Origin of the sequence: Winogradskya consettensis, from assembly GCF_018332715.1 — a bacterium.
Lineage (GTDB): Bacteria > Actinomycetota > Actinomycetes > Mycobacteriales > Micromonosporaceae > Actinoplanes > Actinoplanes consettensis.
The window spans coordinates 343,774-367,075 of the sequence record NZ_BOQP01000006.1; the positions used below are offsets into that span (position 1 = coordinate 343,774).

Consider the following 23,302-nt stretch of genomic DNA (forward strand, 5'->3'; position numbering starts at 1 on the left):
CACAGGGTCTTGCGACCCCGGGCACGATGCGGGCCCGGCCGGTAGGTTGAGCACGTGGCAAGCAGCGTCTATGTCGCCGGGCTCGGCTCCGGCGTCGGCAAGTCGACCGTGGCCGTCGGGCTCGTGGAGCTCCTCTCGCGGCAGGTCGCCCGCATCGGGGTGTTCCGCCCCCTCGTGCCCGGCACCGGCAAGGATCCGCTGCTCACCCTCCTGACCGAGCGCTATCCGCTGATCGCCGGTTACGACGACTCCTACGGCCTGACCACGACCGAGGCCTCCGCGCTCGTCGCCGACGGCAAGTGGGAGGAGCTCATCTCCCGCATCGTCGAGCGCTACCGCGAAGTCGAGCGGCAGTGCGCGTCGGTGGTCGTGATCGGCAGCGACTTCGCCGACGGTCAGCAGACCGGCTCCGACGAGATGCCCCGCGAGCTGGGCTTCAACGCGCGCCTCGCCACGGAGTTCGGCAGCGTGATCCTGCCCGTCGTCGGTGGGCAGGGGCGCGGGGACATCAGCGGGGCGGTGCGCTCGGCGTACCACTCCCTCACCGATCTCGACGCGACGGTCCTGGCCGTCATCGCCAACCGCGTGCCTGCCGGCACCCCGACCCCGCAGGGTCTCCCCGTGCCGGTCTGGACCATCCCCGAGGTGCCCAGCGTTGCGGCGCCCACCGTGGCCGAGGTGGCCGCCGCGCTCGATGCGACCGTGGTGACGGGCGGCGACGCGGCGCTCGACCGGGACGTCCTCGACTATGTGGTCGGGGCGGCGCACGTGCCGGCCGTGCTCGACCACCTCACCGACGGGGCGCTGCTCATCACGCCGGGCGACCGCGCCGATCTGCTGGTGGCGGCCAGCGCCGCGCACGCCGCGGGCAACGTCACCCTGGCCGGGCTGGTGCTGACCCTCGGCGAGTTCCCCGACCCCCGCGCCGTCCGCGTTATCGAGCGGCTCAACACCGGCCTGGCGATGCTGGTGGTCAAGTCCGACAGCTTCGACACCATCAAGGCGGCCGGCCGGATCGAGGCCAAGCTCAGCCCCGCCACACCGCGCAAGGTCGAGGCCGCCCTCGGCGCGTTCGAGAAGCACGTGGACACCGCCGAGCTGGCCCGGTTGCTCGACGTCACCCGGTCCGCCCGCGTGACCCCGCTGATGTTCGAGAACGACCTGATCGACCGCGCCCGCGCCGACCGCCGTCACCTCGTGCTCCCGGAGGGCACCGAGGAGCGCATCCTGCGCGCGACCGAGACGCTGCTGCGCCGCGGTGTCGCCGAGCTGACCCTGCTCGGCGACCCGGCCGAGATCACCCGCCGGGCGCGCGAGATCGGCGTCGAGATCGGCGGCGCCCACCTGGTCGACCCGGCCACCAGCAGCTGGCGCGACGACTTCGCCGAGCAGTACGCCGAGCTGCGCAAACACAAGGCCGTGACCCTCGACCTGGCCTACGACGTGGTCCGCGACGTCAACTACTTCGGCACGATGATGGTCGCCGCCGGTCACGCCGACGGCATGGTCTCCGGGGCGACCCACACCACCGCCGCCACGATCCGCCCGGCCTTCGAGATCATCAAGACGGTCCCCGACGTGTCGGTCGCGTCCAGCGTCTTCTTCATGCTCCTGGCCGACCGCGTCCTGGTCTACGGCGACTGCGCGGTCAACCCCGACCCCAACGCCGAGCAGCTGGCTGACATCGCGCTCTCGTCCGCCCAGACCGCCGCCGCCTTCGGCATCGAGCCCCGGGTCGCGATGCTGTCCTACTCCACGGGCAGCTCGGGCGCGGGCGCCGACGTCGAAAAGGTCGCGGCGGCCACCGCCCTGGTCCGCGAGCGCCGCCCGGACCTCCCCGTCGAGGGCCCGATCCAGTACGACGCGGCCATCGACCCGGCGGTCGCGGCGACCAAGCTCCCCGACAGCGCGGTGGCGGGCAAGGCCACGGTCTTCGTGTTTCCCGACCTCAACACGGGCAACAACACCTACAAGGCCGTGCAGCGCTCGGCCAACGCGGTGGCGGTCGGCCCGGTCATGCAGGGCCTGCGCCGCCCGGTCAACGACCTCTCCCGCGGCGCGACGGTGAAGGACATCGTCAACACCGTGGCCATCACCGCGATCCAGGCGCGCCCGGCCGCATCGCCTTCATCCCAGGGGTAGTCATGAAGATCCTCGTCCTGAACTCAGGCTCCTCCTCGGTCAAATACCGCCTCTTCGACGACGGCACCACGATCGCCAAGGGCCTCATCGAGCGCATCGGCGAGTCCGGCGGCGACGCGAGCGACCACACCGAAGCACTCCAGCACGTCATGGAGTCCGTCAACCTCGACGGCCTGGGCGCGGTCGGCCACCGAGTGGTCCACGGCGGCACCGAGTTCAGCGACGCCACGGTGGTCGACGACACCGTGGCCACCACCATCGAGAACCTCATCCCGCTCGCCCCGCTGCACAACCCCGCAGCCCTGAGCGGCATCGAGGTCGCCCGCAAACTCCTGCCCGACGTCCCCCAGGTCGCGGTCTTCGACACGGCGTTCCACCAGAGCATCGACCCCGCCGGCGTCACCTACGCCATCGACGCCGACCTCGCCGACCGCTGGCAGATCCGCCGCTACGGCTTCCACGGCACATCCCACGCCTACGTAGCCCGCGAAACAGCCGCCCTCCTCGGCCTCCCCGCCACCTCCGCCAAGGTCATCACCCTCCACCTCGGCAACGGCGCCAGCGCCTGCGCGGTCTCCGGCGGCCGCAGCGCAGCCACGAGCATGGGCATGTCCCCGCAATCCGGCCTCGTCATGGGCACCCGCAGCGGCGACATCGACCCCACCGTGATCTTCCACCTCCACCGCGTCGCAGGCCTGCCCCTGGACGAGATCGAACGCTCCCTGACCCGCTTCGCCGGCCTCCAGGGCCTCACCGGCGACAACGACATGCGCACCATCCAGCAACGCCGCGACAAGGGCGACCCGGCCGCCACCCTGGCCTTCGACGTCTACACCCGCCGCATCAGGGAATACATCGGCACCTACCTCGCCATCCTCGGCGGCGCCGACGCCATCACCTTCACCGCCGGCGTCGGCGAAAACGCCCCCGCCGTCCGAGCCGCCGCCCTCCAAGGCCTGTCCCCGCTGGGCATCGAGATCGACCCCGAACGCAACAACCGCGGCGACCGCATCATCTCCCCCGACGGCGCACCGGTCACCGTCTGCGTCATCCCCACCGACGAAGAAGCAGAAATCGCCCGCCAGGTCGCCGAAAAACTAACCACCTGACCCGCACGGGGAGCTGAAGCCGGCCCGACCCGACCCGACCCTGCTGGCCGACCCGACCCTGCTCGCGCGGCCAGCACGCCCGGTTCGCACGCCCGGCTCGCACGCCCGGCTCGCACATCCGGTTCGCACGCCCGGTTCGCACGCCCGGCTCGCACGCCCAGCACGTTTGGCTCGGCCAGCACGTTTGGCTCGCACGTCCGGTTCGGCCAGCACGCCCGGTTCGGCTAGCACGCCACGCTCGGCCAGCACGCCCGCGCTTCGAGCGGGTGGTCCCGGCCGCGTGTGAAGCTCGGGGTGGCCCTGACCCGGTGGGCGGATCAGGGCCGTCAAGGCGCCGGGCAGCGGTCCGCCCGGCAGCCCATCAGCCCAGGGCGAGCCAGGCGATGACCGCGATGAGCACAACGGCCACGGCGACGACACCGATGATCAGCGGAGTCTTCGAGGCCGCGACAGGCTCCTCGGGGGCATTGTGCGTGAAGGCGCGGAACGCCTCGGTGTTGCCACTCGGATCGACGCTGTTGTCAGACATGCCGAAGACCATAGCGAAGCCCGGCGCCCCCGCGACACCCCTGCCAGCGTGCCTACCAGGGACTTCGCCCACAGTTCGGCACCGCCTAACCTGACCCGGTGAACGCTCGCGCCCAGCTTTCGGTGATCTCCGAGGTCGTGCGCGCCAGCACAACCGCCGGAATCCCCACCTGGTTACGAGGCGGCTGGGCCATGGACTTCTTCCTCGGCTAGATCACCCGCCCGCACCTCGACGTCGACTTCTTCTGCCGCGCCCCCGACGCCGACCGCCTCATCGCCGAACTGCACGAGCTCGGCTACCGCGACGACCCCGGCCCGTCACCCGCCCAGCAGCGGGACCTGGTCACGCCGGACGGAACCGAGATCAGCTTCGCGCTGCTCGGCGAATCCCCGGACGGCTTTCCCACGGTTGCGGGCGGCCCCCATGCCGGTGCCCGCTGGCCCGCCGACCTGCTGGACGGTCCGGTCGGCCGGGTGGGCGACGTCAGCTGTCCGGTCATCAGCCCGCGCGCCCAGATCGAGATCAAAGAGATGATGCCGATCTGGGTCCCCGGCATGCCCCGCCGCCCCAAGGACACCACGGACATAGCCCGCCTCCGAGCAGGCCAAAACCCTGACCCTGCTGCTGCCTGGCAGGCCCACGGAGCGACAAGCCCATACACCGGCCAACGCCCGGCCAGCCCGCACGCTGGGCAGACCCACATGCCCGGTCAGCCCATACACCCGGCCAACGCCCAGCAAGCCCGCACGCCGGGCAGACCCACATGCCCGGCCGACGCCACCATGCCCGGCCAACGCCGCCATGCCCGGCCAACGCCGCCATGCCCGGCCAACGCCCGGCAGGCCCCCGCAGCCAACCAACGGCCGGCCAGCCCACGCGTCCGCCACTGCCCGACAAGCCCCCGCGGCCAACCAACGGCCCGGCCAACCCACGCGCCCGCCACTGCCTGACGAGCCCCGCGCCCGACCAGCGGCCCGGCCAGGCATTGCTCCACCCGCTCAGTGCAGGTGGTCGATGGCCACCTTCCCGAAGACCTCGCCAGAGTTGAGCCGCGCGAAGGCCTCCCCCACGGCCGTGAACCCGTAGGTCGAGTCGATCACCGGCCGGACGTTCTGCTCGACGAGGAAGTCCATCAGGGAGGCGAGCTCGGCCGCCGTGCCCATGGTGCTGCCCAGGATCTCGAGCTGCATCATGAAGACGCGCCGGAGGTCGATCTTGGGGAATGGGCCGCCCGTGGCGCCGCACACCACGATGCGAGCGCCCGGTGCCGAGCATTTCAGGGAGTGCTCGAAGGTGGGTGCGCCGACGGATTCGATGACCACGCCGACTCGTTCGGGGAGGCGGGCGCCGGGTTCGAGGGCGGTGGCGCCCAGGGTGGCGATGCGGTCGCGTTTGGTGGCGTCGCGGCTGGTGGCGTAGACGCGTTTGCCGAGGGCTGCGGCCAGGATCACCGCTGCCGATGCGACGCCACCGCCGGCGCCCTGGACGAGGACCGCGTCGGCGTCGGCGACGCGGCCCCGGGTGGTGAGCATGTGCCAGGCCGTGAGCCAGGCCGTGGGCAGGCAGGCGGCGTCGAGGAAGGAGATGCCGGCCGGTTTGGGCACCAGGTTGGCGGCCGGGACGGCGACACGTTCGGCGAGGGTGCCGGGGTGGCGCTCGGAGAGCAGCGAGAAGCCGCGGGGGTCGGAAGGGTCCTCGACGACCGAGTGCAGGACGACCTCGTTGCCGTCGGGGTCCACTCCGGACGCATCGCAGCCGAGGATCATCGGGAGGCGGTCAGCGGGGAGGCCGACGCCGCGCAGGGACCAGAGCTCGTGGTGGTTGAGCGTGCTGGCCCGCACGTCGACGGTCACCCAACCCGCGGGCGGTGCCGGCTCGGGCTGGTCGCCCACGGTGAGGGCGGCGAGCGGTTCGTCCGGCTTCGTGGCACTGGCATAGGCGGCGCGCATGCCAGGAACGCTAGTGACCGCCCCTGACATGCGCCACCCACCACGCACCGCCTGTGGATAACCCGTCAGCCAGAAACGGAAGCCCCGGATAGTGCAGCCCCAGTAGGCGCGGGAGAGACCGGAGCGACAGGAGCGGGCAGGAACCGAGCCACCCCGTCCCGCTCAGCAGCCCGGGCCACCGCCGCAGCCACCGCCGGAGCGACCCGGGGATCGAGCGCGGACGGCACGATCAGATCGGCGCGCAGCTCGTCCGACACGATCTGCGCGATCGCCTCGGCGGCCGCGACCTTCATCCGGCTGGTGATCGTGGTCGCCCGCGAGTCCAGCGCGCCCCGGAAGATCCCCGGGAACGCCAGCACGTTGTTGATCTGGTTGGCGAAGTCACTGCGCCCGGTGGCGACGATCGCCGCGTACTTGTGGGCGATCGCCGGTGCGACCTCGGGCGTCGGGTTGGCCAGGGCGAAGATCACCGCCTCCGGGGCCATGCCGCTCAGCGCACTCTCGGGGATGGTCCCGCCGGACACCCCGATGAGCACATCAGCACCGATCAACGCTTCGCCAATTCCGCCCGTACGCCCGGAGTAGTTGGTCTGTGCCGCAAGCGCGGCCTTCACCGGGCTGAGCCCCGCCCGCTCACCGTGGATGATCCCCTGCGAGTCGCACACGATGATGTTGGCGCCGTGCACGCCCGCCGCGATCAGGGTGTCGGTGATGGCGACGCCCGCCGCGCCGGCCCCGCTGATCACGACACGCAGGTCGGCGAAGCGCCGCCCGAGCAGGGCGACCGCGTTACGCAGCGCGGCGAGCACCACGATGGCGGTCCCGTGCTGGTCGTCGTGGAAGACGGGGATGTCGAGGGCCTCGTCGAGGCGGCGTTCGATCTCGAAGCAGCGGGGCGCGCTGATGTCCTCGAGGTTGATCCCACCGAAGGACGGGCCGAGCGCCTTGACCACGGCGATGATGCCTTCGACGTCCTGGGTGTCGAGGCAGATCGGGACAGCGTCGACGCCGCCGAACTGCTTGAACAGCACGGCCTTGCCCTCCATGACCGGCATCGCGGCTTTGGGGCCGATGTTGCCGAGCCCGAGCACCGCGGAGCCGTCGGTGACCACCGCGACGGTGTTGCCGATCCAGGTGTAGTCGTGGGCGAGCGACGGGGAGGCTGCGATCGCCGAGCAGACCCGCGCGACTCCGGGGGTGTAGGCGAGCGACAGATCGTCGCGGCTGGCCAGCGGCACGGTCGCGGCGATCGCCATCTTGCCCTGCTTGTGCAGGTCGAAGACGGGGTCTGCGGCCAGGGCAGGGTCGAGCTCGAAACTGAACAGGGACACGGGGACTCCAGACACGCATCGGTCACGTCGGTAGCCAGCCGCCAAGATGCGCGAGTCTGCGCCGGACGGCGTGCGATGCGGGGGTCACCCGGTATTTCAACCGCAAGACTTCGGTGTGCTGCGGTATCCGGACACTAACCCAGTTTGCCGGGCTTGGGCCAGTAACGAAACACCACACGTCCGATGACATCTGCCACCCCGTACGCCCGGGAGTCGTCGGTCACGAACTCGTTGTCCCCCTGCACCCACCAGCCGCCGTCCTGCGCCCGGACCACGCGTTTCACGACCAGCAGCCCGGGCCGGCCGCGGAAGCGGGCCACGACGACGTCCCCCTGCCGTACGCGCTGCGTGCGCCACACGACCAGGGCATCTCCGGTGCGGAGGGTAGGCGCCATCGACGGACCGTGCACCAGTACGGCGAAAAGCGGTAGTTGCAACCTCATGGCATCAATCCCGGCCGGAGTGTGGGAACAGGTGTAAGGGGTAGTGTCAGGGTCGGATCATCGCTAACTCATGGAGGGGTCCTGATGCGACTTCCGCAATTCTTCACACCGCGCACTGTGGCCAGCGCGCACTGCGACCTGCCCTGTGGGGTCTACGACCCCGCGCAGGCCCGCATCGAGGCGGAGTCGGTGAAGGCCATCGCCGAGAAGTACCAGGCGAACACCGACCCCGAGTTCCGCACCCGCGCCATCCTGATCAAGGAGCAGCGCGCCGAGCTCGTCAAGCACCACCTGTGGGTGCTGTGGACGGACTACTTCAAGGCTCCGCACTTCGAGAAGTACCCGCAGCTCAACCAGCTGTTCAACGAGGCCACCAAGCTCGCCGGCGCCAGTGGCGTCAAGGGCTCGCTCGACCCGGCCGTCGGCGACCAGCTGCTGGGCAAGATCGAAGAGATCTCCAAGATCTTCTGGGAGACCAAGCAGGCGTGAGTCTCGTGACCATCCGGCCGGCGCATCGTGACGATGTGCCGGCCGTCGTGGCCATGGTCCACGAGCTCGCCGCGTTCGAGCGCGAGCCGCAGGCCTGCCACCTCACCGAGAAACAGCTCGAGACCGCCCTCTTCGGCCCGCAGCCCGCGCTCTTCGCGCACGTCGCGGTGGGCGAGGACGACACTCCTTACGGCATGGCGCTGTGGTTCCTCAACTTCTCCACCTGGGAAGGCGAGCACGGCATCTACCTCGAGGATCTTTATGTACGACCGCAGCACCGCAGCACCGGTGCAGGCGCCGCCCTCGTGGCGGAGCTGGCCCGCATCTGTGTCGAGCGCGGCTATCAGCGGATGGACTGGGTCATGCTCGACTGGAACCCGGCAGCCTCGTTCTACGCGCAGCTCGGCGCGGAGCCCAGCCGGAATTGGGTGCCCTATCGGCTGACCGGTTCCGCCCTCGGCCGACTCGCCGAGCGGGCCTCGGCCGTAAGGCGCTAGAGTCTCGACCATCGGGAGGATGGGGCTCGTGACTCAGCTGGATACAACGCATCCGGGGCCGGCGTTCGGCGACGACGTCGTCCTGCTCACGGTGCCCGCCGACGGTGGCTATCTCGGCGTGCTGCGCACCGCGACGGCCGGCCTCGCGGCCCGCCTGCACTTCGCGCTGGACGAGATCGAGGATCTCCGGATCGCGGTCGACGAGGCCTGCGCCATGCTCCTCGCCATCGCGACCCGCGACGCCGAGCTGGAGTGCCGCTTCACGGTCACGGAGGACGCGCTCTCCGTCGAGGTGACGGTCTCCACGGTGAAGGGCGCCAAGCTGCCCTCGGAGTCGTCGTTCGCCTGGAAGGTGCTCACCGCACTGACCACGTCGGCCGAGGCCGAAGCAACCGGCCGTCACGCGACGATCCGCCTCCTCACCCGCCGCACCGAGCTCTAGCAGCCCGCACCCAAGCGAAGCCCGAGCTCAGCGCAGCCCGCACCCAGAGCGCAGCCCGCGCTCAGCGCAGCCCGCACCCAGAGCGCAGCCCGCGCTCAGCGAAACCCGCGCTCAGCGAAACGAAGCGGCAAGCCGCAGGCCGCAAGCGGCAAGCCGCAAGCCGCAAAAGCCGGCAGATCAGAGGCCGTTGGCCGCGGCGATGTAGTCGAGATGCCGGCGACTGGCCGCGACAGCAGCGGCGGAATCCCGGTTCCGCACGCAGGCGAGCAGCTCGCGATGGTCGGTGTCGATCCGCTCCCAGTAGCCCTCCGGCAGCGCCTCGACCACCTCCTCGCCATAGGTGACGTGATACAGCGGCCGCGTCACCAGCTCGAACAGCGGATTGTTGGTAGCCGACGCCATCACCGAGTGGAAAGCCGCATGCGCGCTGAGCATCGTCGCCAGCTCGTCCAGGTGCGGATCGAAGATCGTGCCACGCAGCTCGGTGAGCTGGGCGTCAGACCTCCGCTCGGCGGCCAGCCCGGCAGCGGGAACCTCCAGGGTGCGCCGCAGCTCGAGCAGGTCGGCGAAGCCGATCTCGGCGGAGTTGGTGAGCAGGGTCAGCCCGGTGGAGAGCGCCTCGGAGAGCTGCTCGGCGTCGGGATGCGCGACGAAGCTGCCGCCCGTGACGCCGCGGGTGGTGACGATCAGGTGCTGGCTGGCGAGCAGGCGGAGCGCTTCGCGGACGGTGCTGCGGCTGACCCCGGAGCGGACGCACAGCTCCGGTTCGGGTGGCAGTCGCTCGCCGGGTTGCAGCCGTCCGGACGTGATCTCCAGGCGTAGTTCGTCCGCGAGGAGCTGGTATGCCGGTGGGCGTACCGTCGATCCTGGCACTGCCCTCACCCCCTTGTGATCCGCCCCTCAGGGTAGGCCTTCCGGCAAGGGTGAGCAGCGTTGTCAGTCGAGACCCAGTGCCTTGTTGGTCGGCGGGAGCACGCACAGCAGCCCCACAAGGGCACTGACGGCCATCAACAGGACACCGAGCCAGACCGGTCCGACGTTGAGCAGGAAGCCGCCCGTGGCAAGGATGAAGAGCTGGATGACGACCGCGGGCCCGCGCGCACGGCCGGCTCGCCGGGCCAGGGCACGGGCGACGAGATAGACCGCACCCGCGCCGAGAGCGGCGAAGACCGTGAGAGAGATCGCAACCCCGAGGGCATCCGGCGCCGCGGTCAGGTCCAGATATATGAGGTACGCGGTCAGCGCCGCCAACGCCGTGGCCTGCGCAAACAGCAGGCGAACCGCCCATAGCAAAGTCACGGGGGAAGCTACGTCAGCAGGGGTCACCGCTGTACGATACCGGCCAGCTCGCGGCGCTTCTGCGAGGTACAGTGCCGCCCATGCGAGCGTTACTGGTGGTGAATCCCAAGGCCACCACGACCACCGAGCGCAGCCGGGACGTGCTGGTCCGGGCGCTTGGCAGCCAGATCGACCTGTCGGTGGAGTACACCCTGAAGCGCGGGCACGCCGCGGCGCTGGCCCGCGAGGCCGCGGAGACCGGGGTGGATCTCGTGGTCTCGCTGGGCGGTGACGGGACGGTCAACGAGGTTGTCAACGGCCTGATGACCGCCGAGCCGGGTCTGGCGTCTCAGGGCACGTCGCCCGCGTTCCGATTGCCGGCGCTCGCTGTGGTGCCGGGTGGTTCCACCAATGTCTTCGCGCGGGCGCTGGGGTTGCCGCGGGACTGGGTCGAGAGCGCCGGCGTGATCCTGGACGGGCTCCGCTCGGGGCGGCACCGGGTGATCGGTCTCGGCCGCGCCGACGATCGCTACTTCACTTTCACCGCCGGGATGGGGCTCGACGCCGCCGTGACGCGCCGGGTGGAACAGGCGCGGTTGCGCGGGCGTACGTCCACTCCGGCCCTTTATCTTCGTTCAGTCGTCGGTCAGGTGTTTTCGGGCGAGGACCGTAAGGCGCCACCGCTCTCGATCGAGCGTCCGGGTGAAGAACCGGAGGTCGGACTCGGCACCGTCATCATCCAGAACACGGCGCCTTGGACCTATGTGGGCGATCGTCCGATCAACCCCAATCCCCAGGCGTCCTTCGACCGAGGGCTTGACCTCCTGGCGCTTCGCAGCCTAGCTGTGGCTAGCACAACACGTACAGTGACGCAGATGGCATCCCGCAACGCCGACCCGCATGGGAAAAATGTGCTCCGCCTGCACGACCAGGCGGAGTTCACCGTAGTGGCCAGCAGGCCCCAATCGTTCCAGCTCGACGGGGACTACCTGGGTGAACGCCAGAAGGTGCACTTTCTGTCCGTTCCCGAGGCGCTGCGTGTGATCTGCTGAAGTCTGGGTACGCCGTTCGATGCACCCTTACGATCCGTCACAAAATCCCGGCCAAAAGCTCGGCAAAGCGGTCGGCACCGTACTACATTGATGGGAGCGTTCTTCCGCCGGTGTCGGGAAGTCCCCCGAAACCGGACAAAGGGGTCGTGAGCTAGCTCACCCGACGGGAGAAAGTCCCGGCGCTACCCTTGACATCACGGGAGTTCGTGAAAGCATTCACAAGCGATATGAAGTAACCGGATGCCGCTCGCCCGCGTTCCTTATCAAGAAGGCGCTGAACGGCTTCCCGAACAAAAAGCTTGCTCACGCACTGGTGACCGGACGTTCGCTGTCCGTCTGTCATCACGCTGATGCAGATAAAAAGTATTAGTAGTTAGTAGTTAGTCCGCACCATTTCGTTATCCCATCCGAAACAAGGAGTGTTGCCGCCATGGACTGGCGCCACGATGCGATCTGCCGCGACGAGGACCCTGAGCTGTTCTTCCCGATCGGGACGTCCGGCCCCGCGCTCCTGCAGGTTGAGCAGGCCAAGGCCGTGTGCCGCCGGTGCCCCGTGACCGAGTCCTGCCTGCAGTGGGCACTCGAGTCCGGTCAGGACGCCGGCGTATGGGGCGGTATGAGCGAGGACGAGCGCCGCGCGGTCAAGCGCCGTGGCGGTCTGCGAATCACAGCTCCCATCGCCTGAACAATCCCTCACAGCATTCGCGCCCCGGGCCCTAGATCGGTGCCGGGGCGTTGTGCTGTCCGCTATCGATCTCCCGTTAACGCCCGATTACGGCGCGCGATGATCGCGGCAGCACTCGCACCCATTGATCACACACAGCTTGAATGAGATCACTGAGCACCCATCGGTGCCACGAAATGATCTCGAAATCAACGTCAACGTTGACACCATTGGTCGCTGAGTGCCCACGCTCCGTTGTGGACGGTCATAGCCCGAGAAGGCGTGACACACCGAACTCGAAGCGCTCATCGAAGGAATTGGCGAGGAGCGTGGACGCGACCCGCCGCAGTGCCGGCCGCTCCCCCAGATCGAAGTCACCTTCGAAGCGTTCCGGCAACGACTGCTCCTCCTGCGTGAGTCCGAGCGCGAGATAGATGAGGCTCCAGCAGGTCCACGCCGCCTCCCGCTCGGGCAGGCCCGCGTCGAGCAACGCGCCCACCAGAGCCTCGGCCAGATCCAGCGTCGCGGGCTCGGCCGCATAGGTCCCGGCCACCACCGCCGCGCCGTCGCGATGCGCGAGCAGGGCGGCCCGGTAACGCCGCACGATCTCCGCCGCACGCTCCCGCCCCGGCGCCGGTAGCCCGTCGAGCGACGCCCCGCCGATGATGGCGTCGGCCATCAACTCCTCCAGCCGGGCCCGCGACTTCGCGTGCCACTGGACCGTGTTCATCCGCACGCTCAGCCGCTCGGCGATCGTGCGCATCGACACCCCCGCGGCACCTCGCTCGTCCAGGATTTCGAGCGCGGCCCACACCACATCCACTTGACTCTTGGTCACCGACCTAGTCTACTAGTTCTACATCTATTGGTCAGTGACCAAGGAGGCTTCATGGACGACATCCTCATCGTCGGAGCCGGGCCGACCGGGTTGTGGCTCGCCGCCGAGCTGAGACTGGGCGGGGCAAGCGTCACCGTCCTGGAAGCCCGCCAGGAGAGAAACCCACACTCGAAGGCGCTCACGATCCACCCGCGCACGATCGAGCTGCTCGACTGCCGGGGGCTCGCGGAGCCATTCCTGGCCGCGGGACTACGGATCCCGAGCGGCCACTTCGGCGGGCTGCCGGACCGGATGGACTTCTCGGTGCTCGACACGCCGTTCCCGTTCACCCTCGCGGTGCTCCAGGCGCGCACCGAAGAGTTGCTGGAAGCCCACGCGATCGCTCAGGGCGCGACCGTCCGCCGGGGTTGCACGGTCACGGGGCTCACCGCCACCGGAGTGGAGCTGGAGGGCGGCGAGGTCGTCGAGGCGCGTTACGTCGTCGGGTGCGACGGCACCCGGAGCACCGTGCGGACCGCGGCCGGTATCGACTTCCCCGGCACCGACGCGAATGCGTGGGGCTGGCTCGGCGATGTCGTGCTCGGCTCGCCGCCCGCACCCGGGCAGGCGAACATCTCCGGGCCGGCCGGCGGGCTCATGATCGTGCCACTGCCCGGCGGCATCCATCGGCTCGTCGGCTCGGACCCCGGCTCGGACCGGCCCGGGGCGCTGACTTTCGAGGAGTTCCGCGACGCCGTCGCCCGGATCGCCGGCACCGACTTCGGGATGCGGGACCCGGTGTGGCTGTCGCGCTTCGGCAACGCGACACGGCAGGCCACGGCGTACAGGAAAGGGAGGGTTCTGCTCGCCGGGGACGCCGCGCACATGCACTTCCCGGCCGGCGGGGTCGGGATGAACGTCGGTATCCAGGACGCGCACAACCTCGGGTGGAAGCTCGCCGCCGTCTGCACCGGGCGGGCGGACGACACGCTGCTCGACACTTATCACGGGGAGCGGCATCCGGTCGGCGCTGAGCTGCTCCGGCATACGAGGGCGCAGACCGCGCTGCTCACGGCGTACTCGGCGGAGGGTGTGGCCTTGCGGCAGGTGCTCAGTGGCCTCATCGCGACCGCGCCCGACATGTCCCGGGAGCTGGCCGAGCGGCTGTCAGGGCTGAGCGTCGCCTATGCGACCGGTCGCCGGGTCCCCGATCACCGGCTTCCCGACGGCAGCACGTTGTTCCGCCGGCTTCGGGGCGGCAGGCATGTCAGGAGCGGACGAGGACTCGTGCGGCCGGACGGGCACCTCGCAGCAGAGCAGCCGTGACCCGGGAGGCGACCAGCGAGACGAGCGCGGGCGTGTCCGTGAGCGGCTCGGCGACCACCTGGACGCCGGCGTCGCGCGCTGAGGCCACGGTTGCGTCCCAGAGCAGGCCGGGGGCGAGGAAGTAGGAGGCGAGCCCGATCCGTTCGTAGCCCGCGGCCCGGAGAGCGCCCACGGCGTCACCCGAAAGGGGCGGGGCGGCAGAGGCGTAGGCCACCCGGCACGGCAGCCCCAGACGGACGCTGAGCGCCGTTGCCGCCTGCTCCACCGTCTCCCTCGCCTCAGCACTACGGGTGCCTGCCGCGGCCAGGACAAGGGCGTCGCAGTCGGAGGAGCGGCCGAGACGGGTGACCAGGCCGTCGAGCAGCTGCGGGGGGACGTGACCGTCGACCGGGCCCAGCACCGGGGCCAGGGTGACGTCCATCCGGACGCCGTCGGCCCGGGCCGCGGTGATCTCGCCCGGGACGTCCACCCGGCCGTGGTAGGCCGCGGTCAGCAGCAGCGGCACCATGATCGCGTGGTGGTGACCCGCCGCGTCGAAAGCGGCGAGGACCTGCCGGGGGCGGACGCCGTTGTGGTCGAGGTAGGACGCCCGGACGTCCCAGGCGTGGTTGCGGTCACCGACGGCGCGGGCCAGCGCCTCGGTCGCCTGGGCGGCACGGGGGTCACGACTCCCGTGCGCGACCAGGACGACCGCTAGACGTGCAGGCCGCATTCGGTCTTCTCGAACATCGCCCAGCGGCCGGCGCGCGGGTCCTCGCCGGCCTTGGTGCGGCGGGTGCACGGCCAGCAGCCGATGGAGCCGTACCCCTTCTTGAAGAGCTCGTTGACCGGGACGTTCCAGCGGGCGATGTAGGTGTCGACGTCGCTCTGGGTCCAGGCCGCGATGGGGTTGACCTTGACCTTGCCCTTCTTCTGGTCGAACGCCACGACCGGGGTGTTCGCCCGGGTCGGGGACTCGTCGCGGCGCAGGCCGGTCGCCCAGGAGTCGTAGTCGGACAGGGCGCGCTCGAGCGGCTCGACCTTGCGGATGAAGCAGCACTCGTCGGGGCTGCGGGCGAACAGCCGGGGGCCGAACTCGCCGTCCTGCTGGCCGACGGTCATCCGGGGGCGGATCGAGCGGACGTTGACGTCCATGGTCCGGGCCACGATGTCGCGGACCTTGAGCGTCTCGGGGAAGTGCAGGCCGGTGTCGAGGAAGACCACGTCGACGCCGGGGGCGGCCCGGGAGAACAGGTGGGCGACGACGGCGTCGGCCATCGAGCTGGTTACGCAGAAGCGCTCGCCGAACGTCGACGCGGCCCAGCGGGCGATGTCCTCGGCGGGGGCGTCCTTCAGCAGCGCGGCGCCCTCGAGAGCCAGTGCTTCCAGCTCAGCGCGAGAGCGGCGGGCCGGGTCGGCGGGGGTGGCAGGAGCCCCCAGGTTTATCAGGCCGAGATTGGCTGCGGTCACCACAGTCATCGGTTCACTCCCTTGGAAAGCAGCCCGTTGAACTTGACGGTGAACACGCGGGTGCAGGCATGGCACTCCCACGCTCCGTGCGAGGCCTCGTTCGGGTAAAGATCTTCTTCGCCGCAGTAGGGGCAGTAGAGCGGGGTGCTCCGGGCGTCGCTCATTTCAGCAACTCCTCATCGGCGCGGACGACCCAGTCGGCGAAGGACTCGCTCGTGGTGCGGCCGTCCAGGTAGCGAAGGGCGAGGCGCTCGACGTACGCCGGGAGTTCCTCCGCAGTCGCCTTGAGGCCCCGCAGCTTGCGGCCGAAACCGGCGGTCTGACCCTGCGCCATGCCGAGCCCGCCGCCGAGGTGGACCTGGAAGCCCTCCACCTGCTCGCCGTGCTCGTTCATGACCAGCATGCCCTTGAGCCCGATGTCGGCGACCTGGGTGCGGGCGCAGGCGTTGGGGCAGCCGTTGATGTGGATGGAGATGTCGGTGTCGAAGTCCCGCAGGCGCTCCTCGAGCCGGGCCACCAGCTCCTCGCCGCGGGCCTTGGTCTCGACGATCGCGAGCTTGCAGTACTCGATGCCGGTGCAGGCCATCGTGCCTCGGCGCCAGGCCGACGGGCGGGCCTCCAGCCCGATCTCGCGCAGGCCGGCCACGACCGGTTCCACCTGGTCGTCGGCGACGTCGAGGACGAGGAGCTTCTGGTACGGCGTGAGCCGCACCCGATCCGACCCGTGCGCCTGAGCGAGGTCGGCCACCTTGCCGAGCTGCGTCCCGGAGGAGCGCCCGACGACCGGGGCGGCACCGATGTAGTTGGCGCCGTCGAGCTGCTTGTGCACGCCGATGTGGTCGATCGGCTTCTCGGGCAGCTCGGCGGAGGGCCCGTCGAGCAGCGTGCGGCCGAGGTATTCCTTCTCGAGCACCTCGCGGAACTTCGCGATGCCCCAGTCGGCGATCAGGAACTTGAGCCGGGCACGGGTGCGCAGGCGGCGGTATCCGTAGTCGCGGTAGACGCCGACGACGGCCTCCCAGACGTCCGGGATCTCGTTCAGCGGCACCCACACGCCGACCCGCTCGGCCAGCCGCGGGTTGGTGGACAGCCCGCCGCCGACCCAGAGGTCGAAGCCGGGGCCGTACTCGGGGTGGTCGACACCGAGGAACGCGATGTCCTGGACCTGGTAGGGCGTGTCCGCCAGCCAGGAGATCGACGTCTTGAACTTGCGGGGCAGGTTGGAGTAGCGCGGGTCGCCGATGTAGCGCTCGAGGATCGTGTCGATCGCCGATGTCGGGTCGATGACCTCGTCGGTCGACACCCCGGCGACCGGGCTGCCGAGCACGATGCGCGGGCAGTCGCCGCAGGCCTCGGTGGTCTCCAGGCCGACCGCTTCGAGCCGCCGCCAGATCTCCGGCATGTCCTCGACGCGGATCCAGTGCAGCTGGATGTTCTGCCGGTCGGTGAGGTCGGCGGTGTCGCGGCCGAACTCCTTGGAGATGTCCGCGATGACCCGCAGCTGCGCGACGGTCAGCGAGCCGCCGTCGATGCGGATGCGGAGCATGAAGTATTCGTCTTCCAGCTCGTGCGGCTCGAGCACGGCCGTGCGGCCGCCGTCGATGCCCGCCTTGCGCTGGGTGTAGAGCCCCCACCAGCGGAAACGGCCGCGCAGGTCCTGCGGGTCGATGCCGGCGAACCCGGTGTGGGCGTAGATGTTCTCGATGCGGGCGCGCACGTTGAGCGGGTTGTCGTCCTTCTTGATCCGCTCGTTGGGGTTCAGCGGCTCGCGGTGTCCGAGCGCCCACTGCCCCTCGCCACGCGCCTTGCGGGGGCGGGCGGCCGGGGTTGCGGGGGCGTTGCTGGGCGCCATGTCGGCGATCCTCCGGAGACTCGTGGGCGCGGCTCGACGCTCACGGCGGGTCTCAGGACTTCGGTGTCAGGAGAAAGCCGGGCGTCTTGCGCACCCGGACATAGAAGTCGGGCGGCGTCAGGAACCCGGACACATCGCGCTGCGGACACGGCCGTAATCCACGTGGCGGCGGGCCACGAAGCGGCGGTCAACTGCAGCGGTCATGTCCGCAAGCCTCTCACGCGAAGGCATTCTGGGCCAGAGGGGTCCAGATTTCGGGAGTGTGTCCGGTAACACCTGTCACAAGTGTTCACTCGCAGGAACCCTCCGCGGGGCCGTCGATTCACCCGGCCGGGCTACAACCGCTCGGTGATCGCCCCCATCGAGCCCAAGATCGGCTCTTCGTCCCGATTCGCCTGGTGGTCGCGGGTCGTCCCGTGGCTGATTCCCGCCCTGGCCATGTTGATCATCGGCCGGATCGGGTGGGTCGAGCCGGCGCTGGGCTGGGACGAGCACGCGACCTGGTCAGCGGCGATGCGTACGCCGGGCCAGCTCATGGACTTCGCGGGTCACATGGACGGCGTCATCTCGCCGTACTACCTGTTCATGCACTACTGGACGAGCGTGTTCGGCGACTCGCTGGGCTGGTTCCGGCTGCCGTCCCTGCTGGCTGTCGCGATCGGCGTCGGGCTGGTCGGCGAGCTCGGACGGCGGCTCTTCACCCCCGGTGTGGGGCTCGTCGGCGGGCTCATCGTGGCGCTCGTCCCGCAGATGTCGCGTTACGCGCAGGACGCTCGCGCGTACGGCTTCTCGTTCCTGTTCGCGATCCTCAGCACGCTGCTGCTCTACGTCGCGTTGAGCAGGCCGAACTGGTGGCGCTGGATCGCGTACGGTGCGGCGCTGACCTTGCTCGGCTACACCCACATGCTGGGGCTGCTGGTGCTCAGCGGGCACGTGGTGGCGGTCGCCGTACGCTGGTCCGCCGACCACGACCGCAGGCTGCTGATCCGCTGGCCGATCGTCGTGGCGGCCGCGATCGCGCTGGTCTCCCCGCTGATCCGGCTCGGCCTGACCCAGCGCGGCACCCAGCTCGAATGGGTCCCCGAGATGGACCTGCACCAGGTCCTGATCGCGCCGGGCGTCATCTTCGGCGAACGGGTCGTCGGCCTGCTGGTCATCGGTCTCGCCCTCGCCGCCCGGTGGGAGCGCCCGAAACTGCTCGGGGAGCTGACCGCGCTGGCCGTCCTCCCGCCGGTCGTGCTGATCACCGTCTCGTTCTTCACGTCGTCGCTGTGGGTCCCCCGCTACGTCCTCTACGTGATCGCGCCGCTCGCCCTGCTCGCCGCGGTGGCACTGCGCGGCCTGCCCTGGCGCTCGCTCACCGCCGTGCTACTGATCGCCGCGGTCGGCTTCGAGTTCCAGCAGAGCGTCCGCGACGACCGCTCGCACGGCGGCATGGACTTCCGGGTCGCGGCGGGCATCGTCGAGAAGCACCAGCAGCCCGGCGACGCGATCGTCTACGGCCGGATCAGTACCTGGTCCGTACGCTCCGGCTTCGACTACGAGATGCGCGACGAGAAGATCAAACCCAAGGACGTCATGCTGCGCCGCACGGCAGCCGAGGTCGGCCAGCTCGACGCCGTCGAATGCCCCGACGTGACCTGCTTCGACAACCAGCGTGTCTGGTACGTCGGCGCACGTCAGGGCGGCGACGCCCTCTCCAACCTCGGCCCACAGCTGAAAGCGAAGTTCACTACCGAGTACGAGCGCACCGGCTATTGGGTGATCCCGCTCGGCACTATCGCACTATTCGAGCGCCGCACAGACTGACCTGTAACGGTGGTGGTGTGGTCACCCGTGCCGGTCTGCGCCGATTGCTGTGCTGGCTGCTGCCGACGGTCCTGACGGGAATCACGGTCTCCTGGCAAGCGTCGAAGCCCGAGCTGTGGCGCGACGAGCTCGCCACGTGGAGTGCGGCCCGCCGGCCGGTGTCCGAGATCGTCGCGCTGGGTCAGCACATCGATGCCGCCTCGGTGCCGTACTACGTGGTGGTCCACTTCTCGATGGGCCTCCTCGGCGATTCCGCACCGGCTTTGCGGCTACCGTCCCTGGTCGCCATGACCGCCACGGCCCTGGTCACCGCGCTGCTGGCCGGGCGGCTGCGGGGTCCGGGGTCCGCGCTGCTCGCCGGGCTGCTGGTCGCGGCGATGCCCGTCGTCTCCCGGTACGCGCAGGAGGCCCGCGGATACGCGTTCGCCGCGCTGTTCGCGACCCTGGCCACGCTGCTGCTCGTCAAGGCGGTGGAGCAGGGGCGTTGGTGGCGCTGGTACGCGTACGGAACATGCGTTGTCCTTCTAGGTCTTGCGCATGTGATCGCCCTGCTGATCCTCGCCGGGCATCTGGTGATCGCGCGGCAGCGTCTCATCGCCTGGATTCCGAGCGCGGGAGTCGCGGTGGCAGCGCTCACGCCGCTCATGCTGCTCGGCCTCGATCAGCGCGGCAAGCAGCTCGACTGGCTGCATCGCGCCACGCCCACGACGCTGGCCAACATCCCGGACTACCTGTTCCTCTCGGGCATCGTCGGCGGTGCGATCCTGGCCCTGGCAGCGGTCAGCGGCAATCCGCTGCTGCTCAGCGCGGTGCTTCCAATCCTGGGCCTGTACGCGATCGACCAGCTGGTCACGCCCATGTTCGTACCCCGCTACCTGCTCTTCGTGGTGCCGCTGCTCTGCGCGCTCGCAGCCCACGGACTGTCCCGCGTCAGCCTCCCGCTCGCCCTCGTGGCCGTGCTCGTGCTCGCCCTGATCGGCCTCCCGAAACAAGCACAGATCCGCCGCGAGCACAGCGGCGTCGGCTACCGGGCCGCCGCCACCCTGCTCCGCACCCATGCCCAACCCGGAGACGCCATCGTGTACGCCGACCGCGCCGGCTGGCAGCTCCCCGACACCGCCATGCACTACTACAACGGCGATGACCTGCCCCGCGACCTGATGCTGACCGCCACGGCGGAACAGAACGACTCGCTGTGGCCGACCGAGTGCGCCGACCCTGCACCCTGCCTCGCCCCCGCCACCCGCCTCTGGACCCTGAGCCCCGACAGCCTCACCACCGGCCGCAGGGCGAGCCCGACGGACCAGCTCACGAGCGGCGAGCAGGCCCTGCTCACCAGCGCCTTCGAGGAGACGACGCGCTACCGCGTACCGGGAATCACGCTGGCCCTCTTCACCCGCCGTTAGCGTTTGCCGAGCGGGACGACGAGCACGGCTTCGGTGCCGCCGCCGGCCCTGTTGCGCAACTCGATGGTTCCCCGCAGCTCGCCCGTGGCCAGGGCGCGCACGATCTGCAATCCCAGCCGCTGGCTCGACTCGGCGTGGAACTCCGGGGGAAGGCCCTTGCCGTTGTCGGCGACCGTGACGTGCAGCTGCTTGCGGAAGCGGTGCGCCGACACGACGACTTCGCCGACCGGCTCCGGCGGGGTCAGCGAGGGCGGCGGCAGCTCCTCCGACTCGTCCGGTGCGGGGAAGCCGTGCTCGACCGCGTTGATCAGCAGCTCGTTGAGGACCATCACCAGCGACGTGGCGATCTCCGCGGGCAGGACGCCGAACGTGCCCTCGCGGCGCATCTTGACGGTGATCTCGGTGGCGGCGACCTCGGCCGCGGCGGAGGCGACCCGGTCGACGATGCCGTCGAACTCGACCGCCTCGTCGCTCGACATCGACAGGGTCTCGTGGACCAGGGCGATCGACGCGACCCTCCGTACCGATTCCTGCAGGGCCATTCTCGCTTCGGGCGCGTTCACCCGGCGGGCCTGCAGGCGCAGCAGCGCCGCCACCGTCTGCAGGTTGTTCTTGACCCGGTGGTGGATCTCCCGGATCGTCGCGTCCTTGGTCATTAGGGCGCGGTCCCGGCGGCGGACCTCGGTGACGTCGCGGACCAGCACCAGCGCTCCGATGGGCACGCCCGCGGGCATCAACGGCAGCGCCCGCATCAGCACGGTCGCGCCGCGGGCCTCGACCTCTTTGCGTGGCGGTGCTTCGCCCCGCAGCGAGGTCAGGATGCGCTCGGCGGCGTCGGTGCCTTCCAGCGGGTCGGCGGCCAGGCGGCTCGAGAGCACCGACAATTCCTCACCCACGAGGTGGGCATTGAAACCGAGCCGACGGTACGCCGACTGCGCATTCGGGCTCGCGTAGGTGACCTTTCCGACCGCGTCGAGGCGGATCAGCCCGTCGCCGACGCGGGGCGCCGACGTGGTCTCGCCGGTGTGCCGGGGCGGCGGGAACGTCCCGTCGGAGACCATCTGCGCGAGGTCGTCGGCGGTGGTGAGGTAGTTGAGTTCCAGCTGGCTGGGCGTACGCGCGGTGGAGAGGTTGGTGTCCCGCCCGATCACGCCGATGATCTCGACGTTCTCCTCGTCGCCGCGCAGCCGGACCGGGATGGCCTCGTGCCGTGCGGGGGTGTCGCCGTACCAGACCGGGTCGCCCTCGCGCCAGATGCGGCCCTGCGCGAACGCGATGTCCAGGTGCGCCACCTCCGGGCCGCCGACGATCTTGCCGACCTGATCGTCCTGGTACGCCGTCGGCGCCGTGGTGGGGCGCACCTGGGCGACGCACAGGAACGAGCGGGGTCGGCCCGGCTCGCCCCGGACCGGCACCCAGAGCAGCAGGTCGGCGAAGGACAGGTCGGAGAGCAGTTGCCAGTCGCCGGCGAGCCGGGTGAGGTGATCGATGTCGGCCGGGCCGAGGCCGGTGTGCTCTTCGGCGAGATCGCGCAGCGTGGACACGGACCAAGACTGCCACGCCGACATTTCTCAGAGGGTCGCGGTCACCTTCTTCAGACCGCGGGGTGCGTCGGGGTCCTCGCCGCGGGCCAGCGCGAGCGAGAGCGCGAGCTTCTGCAGCGGCAGGATGTCCAGCAGCGGCGCGTAGCGCTCGTCCACCTCGGGTACGGCGAGCCGGCCGGAGGCTCCCGCGATGTCGTGTGCGCCGATGGTCACGACGTCCGCGCGGCGCTCGCCGAGGCGGGTCACCACGTCGGCCATGGAGCTTCCGCCCGGGCCGCTGCCCACGACGGCGACCACGGGCACGTCCGGGTCGGTCATCGCGAGCGGTCCGTGCAGCAGGTCGGCGCCCGAGAAGGCCAGGGCCGGCAGGTAGGACGTCTCCATCAGCTTGAGGGCGGTCTCCCGAGCCGTCGGGTACGCGTACCCGCGCCCGGTCGTCACCAGCCGTGACGCGAACCGGTAACGCTGAGCCAGCTCGTCCGCGCCGTGCTCACCGAGCGTGCGTTCGGCGAGCTCCGGCAGCTTGGCCAGCGCCTCCCGCTCCTCGGCGGCGGGGGTGCCGTCGCCGTTGCGGATGCCCTCGACGAGCAGCAGCAGGGCCAGCAGCTCGGCGGTGTACGTCTTGGTGGCGGCGACCGCGCGCTCGTGACCCGCGGCGACGTCGACGGACAGCTCCGCGGTCGTGGCGAGCGTGGAGGCCGGGTTGTTCGTCACCGCGAGGGTCAGCGCGCCGCTCTCGCGGGCCACCTTGAGCACCTCGGTGAGGTCCGGCGAACCGCCGCTCTGGCTGACGCCGACCACGAGCGCGCCGGCGAGGTCGGGCCGCGCGCCGTAGAGGGTGATCGCGCTCGGCGAGGCGAGACCGACCGGGATCCCGAGCCGGATCTCCGTCAGGTACGCGCCGTAGAGCGCGGCGTGGTCGGAGGTGCCCCGGCCGACGAAGACGACGTGCTTGGGGCGGTGCTCGGCGACCTTGGCGGCCACCTCCGCGATCGCTTTGGCGGGCTCCCCCTCCAGCAACCGTGCGTAACCTCCCGGCTGCTCTGCGATGTCAGCAGCCATTCCCTGGCCTCGCTGCGTCACTGTTCCTCCCCATACTGCGCATTGACGCTCATTCGCTGCGCATTCTTGCACTTTTGAGTTTACAGAAGCAACGTTTCGAGCAGGACTGCGC

At 70.1% G+C, this 23,302-nt stretch carries 22 protein-coding genes; 10 read left to right on the top strand and 12 right to left on the bottom strand.

Annotated elements, in window-relative coordinates; translation table 11 throughout:
* Positions 1–54 precede the first annotated feature (54 nt).
* Complete coding sequence (pta, locus tag Aco04nite_RS07320) at positions 55–2,142, top strand: phosphate acetyltransferase (RefSeq protein ID WP_212996391.1); 2,088 nt, start codon at positions 55–57, stop codon at positions 2,140–2,142.
* 2 nt (positions 2,143–2,144) lie between these two features.
* Positions 2,145–3,251, top strand: coding sequence for an acetate/propionate family kinase (locus Aco04nite_RS07325; protein ID WP_212996392.1), 1,107 nt, complete (start codon positions 2,145–2,147; stop codon positions 3,249–3,251).
* A gap of 361 nt (positions 3,252–3,612) precedes the next feature.
* Here Aco04nite_RS07325 and Aco04nite_RS07330 read toward each other — a convergent pair whose 3' ends face one another.
* The 4 genes from Aco04nite_RS07330 to Aco04nite_RS07345 form a co-directional block, all read right to left on the bottom strand.
* Positions 3,613–3,780 (bottom strand): hypothetical protein, encoded by a 168-nt coding sequence (locus Aco04nite_RS07330; RefSeq protein ID WP_203839825.1) that lies wholly within the window; start codon positions 3,778–3,780, stop codon positions 3,613–3,615.
* A gap of 998 nt (positions 3,781–4,778) precedes the next feature.
* Positions 4,779–5,729, bottom strand: a complete 951-nt coding sequence (locus Aco04nite_RS07335) for a zinc-binding dehydrogenase (protein ID WP_212996393.1) — start codon at positions 5,727–5,729, stop codon at positions 4,779–4,781.
* A 65-nt stretch (positions 5,730–5,794) separates the two neighbouring features.
* On the bottom strand, positions 5,795–6,985 hold the full coding sequence (locus Aco04nite_RS07340; RefSeq protein ID WP_438874904.1) for an NAD(P)-dependent malic enzyme: 1,191 nt from the start codon (positions 6,983–6,985) through the stop codon (positions 5,795–5,797).
* Positions 6,986–7,194: 209 nt separating this feature from the next.
* Positions 7,195–7,503 (bottom strand): S26 family signal peptidase, encoded by a 309-nt coding sequence (locus Aco04nite_RS07345; RefSeq protein ID WP_212996394.1) that lies wholly within the window; start codon positions 7,501–7,503, stop codon positions 7,195–7,197.
* Positions 7,504–7,587: 84 nt separating this feature from the next.
* On the opposite strand from Aco04nite_RS07345, the gene sodN reads away from it, so the two are divergent.
* The 3 genes from sodN to Aco04nite_RS07360 are packed head-to-tail and all read left to right on the top strand — an operon-like array spanning position 7,588 to position 8,931.
* Positions 7,588–7,992, top strand: coding sequence for a superoxide dismutase, Ni (gene sodN, locus Aco04nite_RS07350; RefSeq protein WP_203839809.1), 405 nt, complete (start codon positions 7,588–7,590; stop codon positions 7,990–7,992).
* Entirely contained in the window at positions 7,989–8,489 is a 501-nt protein-coding gene (locus Aco04nite_RS07355) for a GNAT family N-acetyltransferase (RefSeq protein ID WP_244875798.1), read from the top strand. Before sodN ends, Aco04nite_RS07355 begins: the two co-directional genes overlap by 4 nt.
* A 28-nt stretch (positions 8,490–8,517) precedes the next feature.
* Positions 8,518–8,931, top strand: coding sequence for an ATP-binding protein (locus tag Aco04nite_RS07360; protein WP_239159223.1), 414 nt, complete (start codon positions 8,518–8,520; stop codon positions 8,929–8,931).
* A gap of 177 nt (positions 8,932–9,108) precedes the next feature.
* On the opposite strand, the gene Aco04nite_RS07365 is transcribed toward Aco04nite_RS07360, so the two are convergent.
* Both Aco04nite_RS07365 and Aco04nite_RS07370 read right to left on the bottom strand, forming a co-directional pair.
* Complete coding sequence (locus Aco04nite_RS07365) at positions 9,109–9,804, bottom strand: FadR/GntR family transcriptional regulator (RefSeq protein ID WP_212996395.1); 696 nt, start codon at positions 9,802–9,804, stop codon at positions 9,109–9,111.
* 63 nt (positions 9,805–9,867) lie between these two features.
* Complete coding sequence (locus Aco04nite_RS07370) at positions 9,868–10,230, bottom strand: hypothetical protein (RefSeq protein ID WP_212996396.1); 363 nt, start codon at positions 10,228–10,230, stop codon at positions 9,868–9,870.
* Between the two features lie 80 nt (positions 10,231–10,310).
* Between Aco04nite_RS07370 and Aco04nite_RS07375 the strand changes: the two genes are divergently transcribed.
* Both Aco04nite_RS07375 and Aco04nite_RS07380 read left to right on the top strand, forming a co-directional pair.
* Positions 10,311–11,261: a diacylglycerol/lipid kinase family protein gene (locus tag Aco04nite_RS07375; protein WP_212996397.1), complete on the top strand. Its 951-nt coding sequence runs from the start codon at positions 10,311–10,313 to the stop codon at positions 11,259–11,261.
* A gap of 430 nt (positions 11,262–11,691) precedes the next feature.
* Positions 11,692–11,946: a WhiB family transcriptional regulator gene (locus Aco04nite_RS07380; protein ID WP_203839805.1), complete on the top strand. Its 255-nt coding sequence runs from the start codon at positions 11,692–11,694 to the stop codon at positions 11,944–11,946.
* A gap of 244 nt (positions 11,947–12,190) precedes the next feature.
* Here Aco04nite_RS07380 and Aco04nite_RS07385 read toward each other — a convergent pair whose 3' ends face one another.
* Positions 12,191–12,763, bottom strand: coding sequence for a TetR/AcrR family transcriptional regulator C-terminal domain-containing protein (locus tag Aco04nite_RS07385; RefSeq protein WP_212996398.1), 573 nt, complete (start codon positions 12,761–12,763; stop codon positions 12,191–12,193).
* A gap of 51 nt (positions 12,764–12,814) precedes the next feature.
* Between Aco04nite_RS07385 and Aco04nite_RS07390 the strand changes: the two genes are divergently transcribed.
* Entirely contained in the window at positions 12,815–14,068 is a 1,254-nt protein-coding gene (locus Aco04nite_RS07390; RefSeq protein ID WP_212996399.1) for an FAD-dependent monooxygenase, read from the top strand.
* Here Aco04nite_RS07390 and Aco04nite_RS07395 read toward each other — a convergent pair.
* The 3 genes from Aco04nite_RS07395 to Aco04nite_RS07410 all read right to left on the bottom strand — a co-directional run bounded on the left by Aco04nite_RS07395 (position 14,010) and on the right by Aco04nite_RS07410 (position 17,369).
* A complete protein-coding gene (locus tag Aco04nite_RS07395; RefSeq protein ID WP_212996400.1) occupies positions 14,010–14,780 on the bottom strand; it encodes a sirohydrochlorin chelatase in 771 nt (256 codons plus the stop codon). The genes Aco04nite_RS07390 and Aco04nite_RS07395 overlap by 59 nt on opposite strands.
* On the bottom strand, positions 14,762–15,526 hold the full coding sequence (locus Aco04nite_RS07400; RefSeq protein WP_212996401.1) for a phosphoadenylyl-sulfate reductase: 765 nt from the start codon (positions 15,524–15,526) through the stop codon (positions 14,762–14,764). The genes Aco04nite_RS07395 and Aco04nite_RS07400 overlap by 19 nt, the downstream gene beginning before the upstream one ends.
* Before the next feature lie 151 nt (positions 15,527–15,677).
* Complete coding sequence (locus tag Aco04nite_RS07410) at positions 15,678–17,369, bottom strand: nitrite/sulfite reductase (protein WP_212996402.1); 1,692 nt, start codon at positions 17,367–17,369, stop codon at positions 15,678–15,680.
* Positions 17,370–17,717: 348 nt separating this feature from the next.
* Between Aco04nite_RS07410 and Aco04nite_RS07415 the strand changes: the two genes are divergently transcribed.
* Together Aco04nite_RS07415 and Aco04nite_RS07420 are read left to right on the top strand one after the other, a co-directional pair.
* A complete protein-coding gene (locus Aco04nite_RS07415; RefSeq protein ID WP_212996403.1) occupies positions 17,718–19,178 on the top strand; it encodes a glycosyltransferase family 39 protein in 1,461 nt (486 codons plus the stop codon).
* Positions 19,179–19,195: 17 nt separating this feature from the next.
* Entirely contained in the window at positions 19,196–20,584 is a 1,389-nt protein-coding gene (locus Aco04nite_RS07420) for a glycosyltransferase family 39 protein (protein WP_212996404.1), read from the top strand.
* Here the strand turns inward: Aco04nite_RS07420 and Aco04nite_RS07425 are convergent.
* Together Aco04nite_RS07425 and Aco04nite_RS07430 are read right to left on the bottom strand one after the other, a co-directional pair.
* Positions 20,581–22,128 (bottom strand): sensor histidine kinase, encoded by a 1,548-nt coding sequence (locus Aco04nite_RS07425; RefSeq protein WP_212996405.1) that lies wholly within the window; start codon positions 22,126–22,128, stop codon positions 20,581–20,583. The genes Aco04nite_RS07420 and Aco04nite_RS07425 overlap by 4 nt on opposite strands.
* A 27-nt stretch (positions 22,129–22,155) precedes the next feature.
* Positions 22,156–23,190, bottom strand: a complete 1,035-nt coding sequence (locus tag Aco04nite_RS07430; RefSeq protein WP_212996406.1) for an SIS domain-containing protein — start codon at positions 23,188–23,190, stop codon at positions 22,156–22,158.
* Between the last annotated feature and the right edge of the window lie 112 nt (positions 23,191–23,302).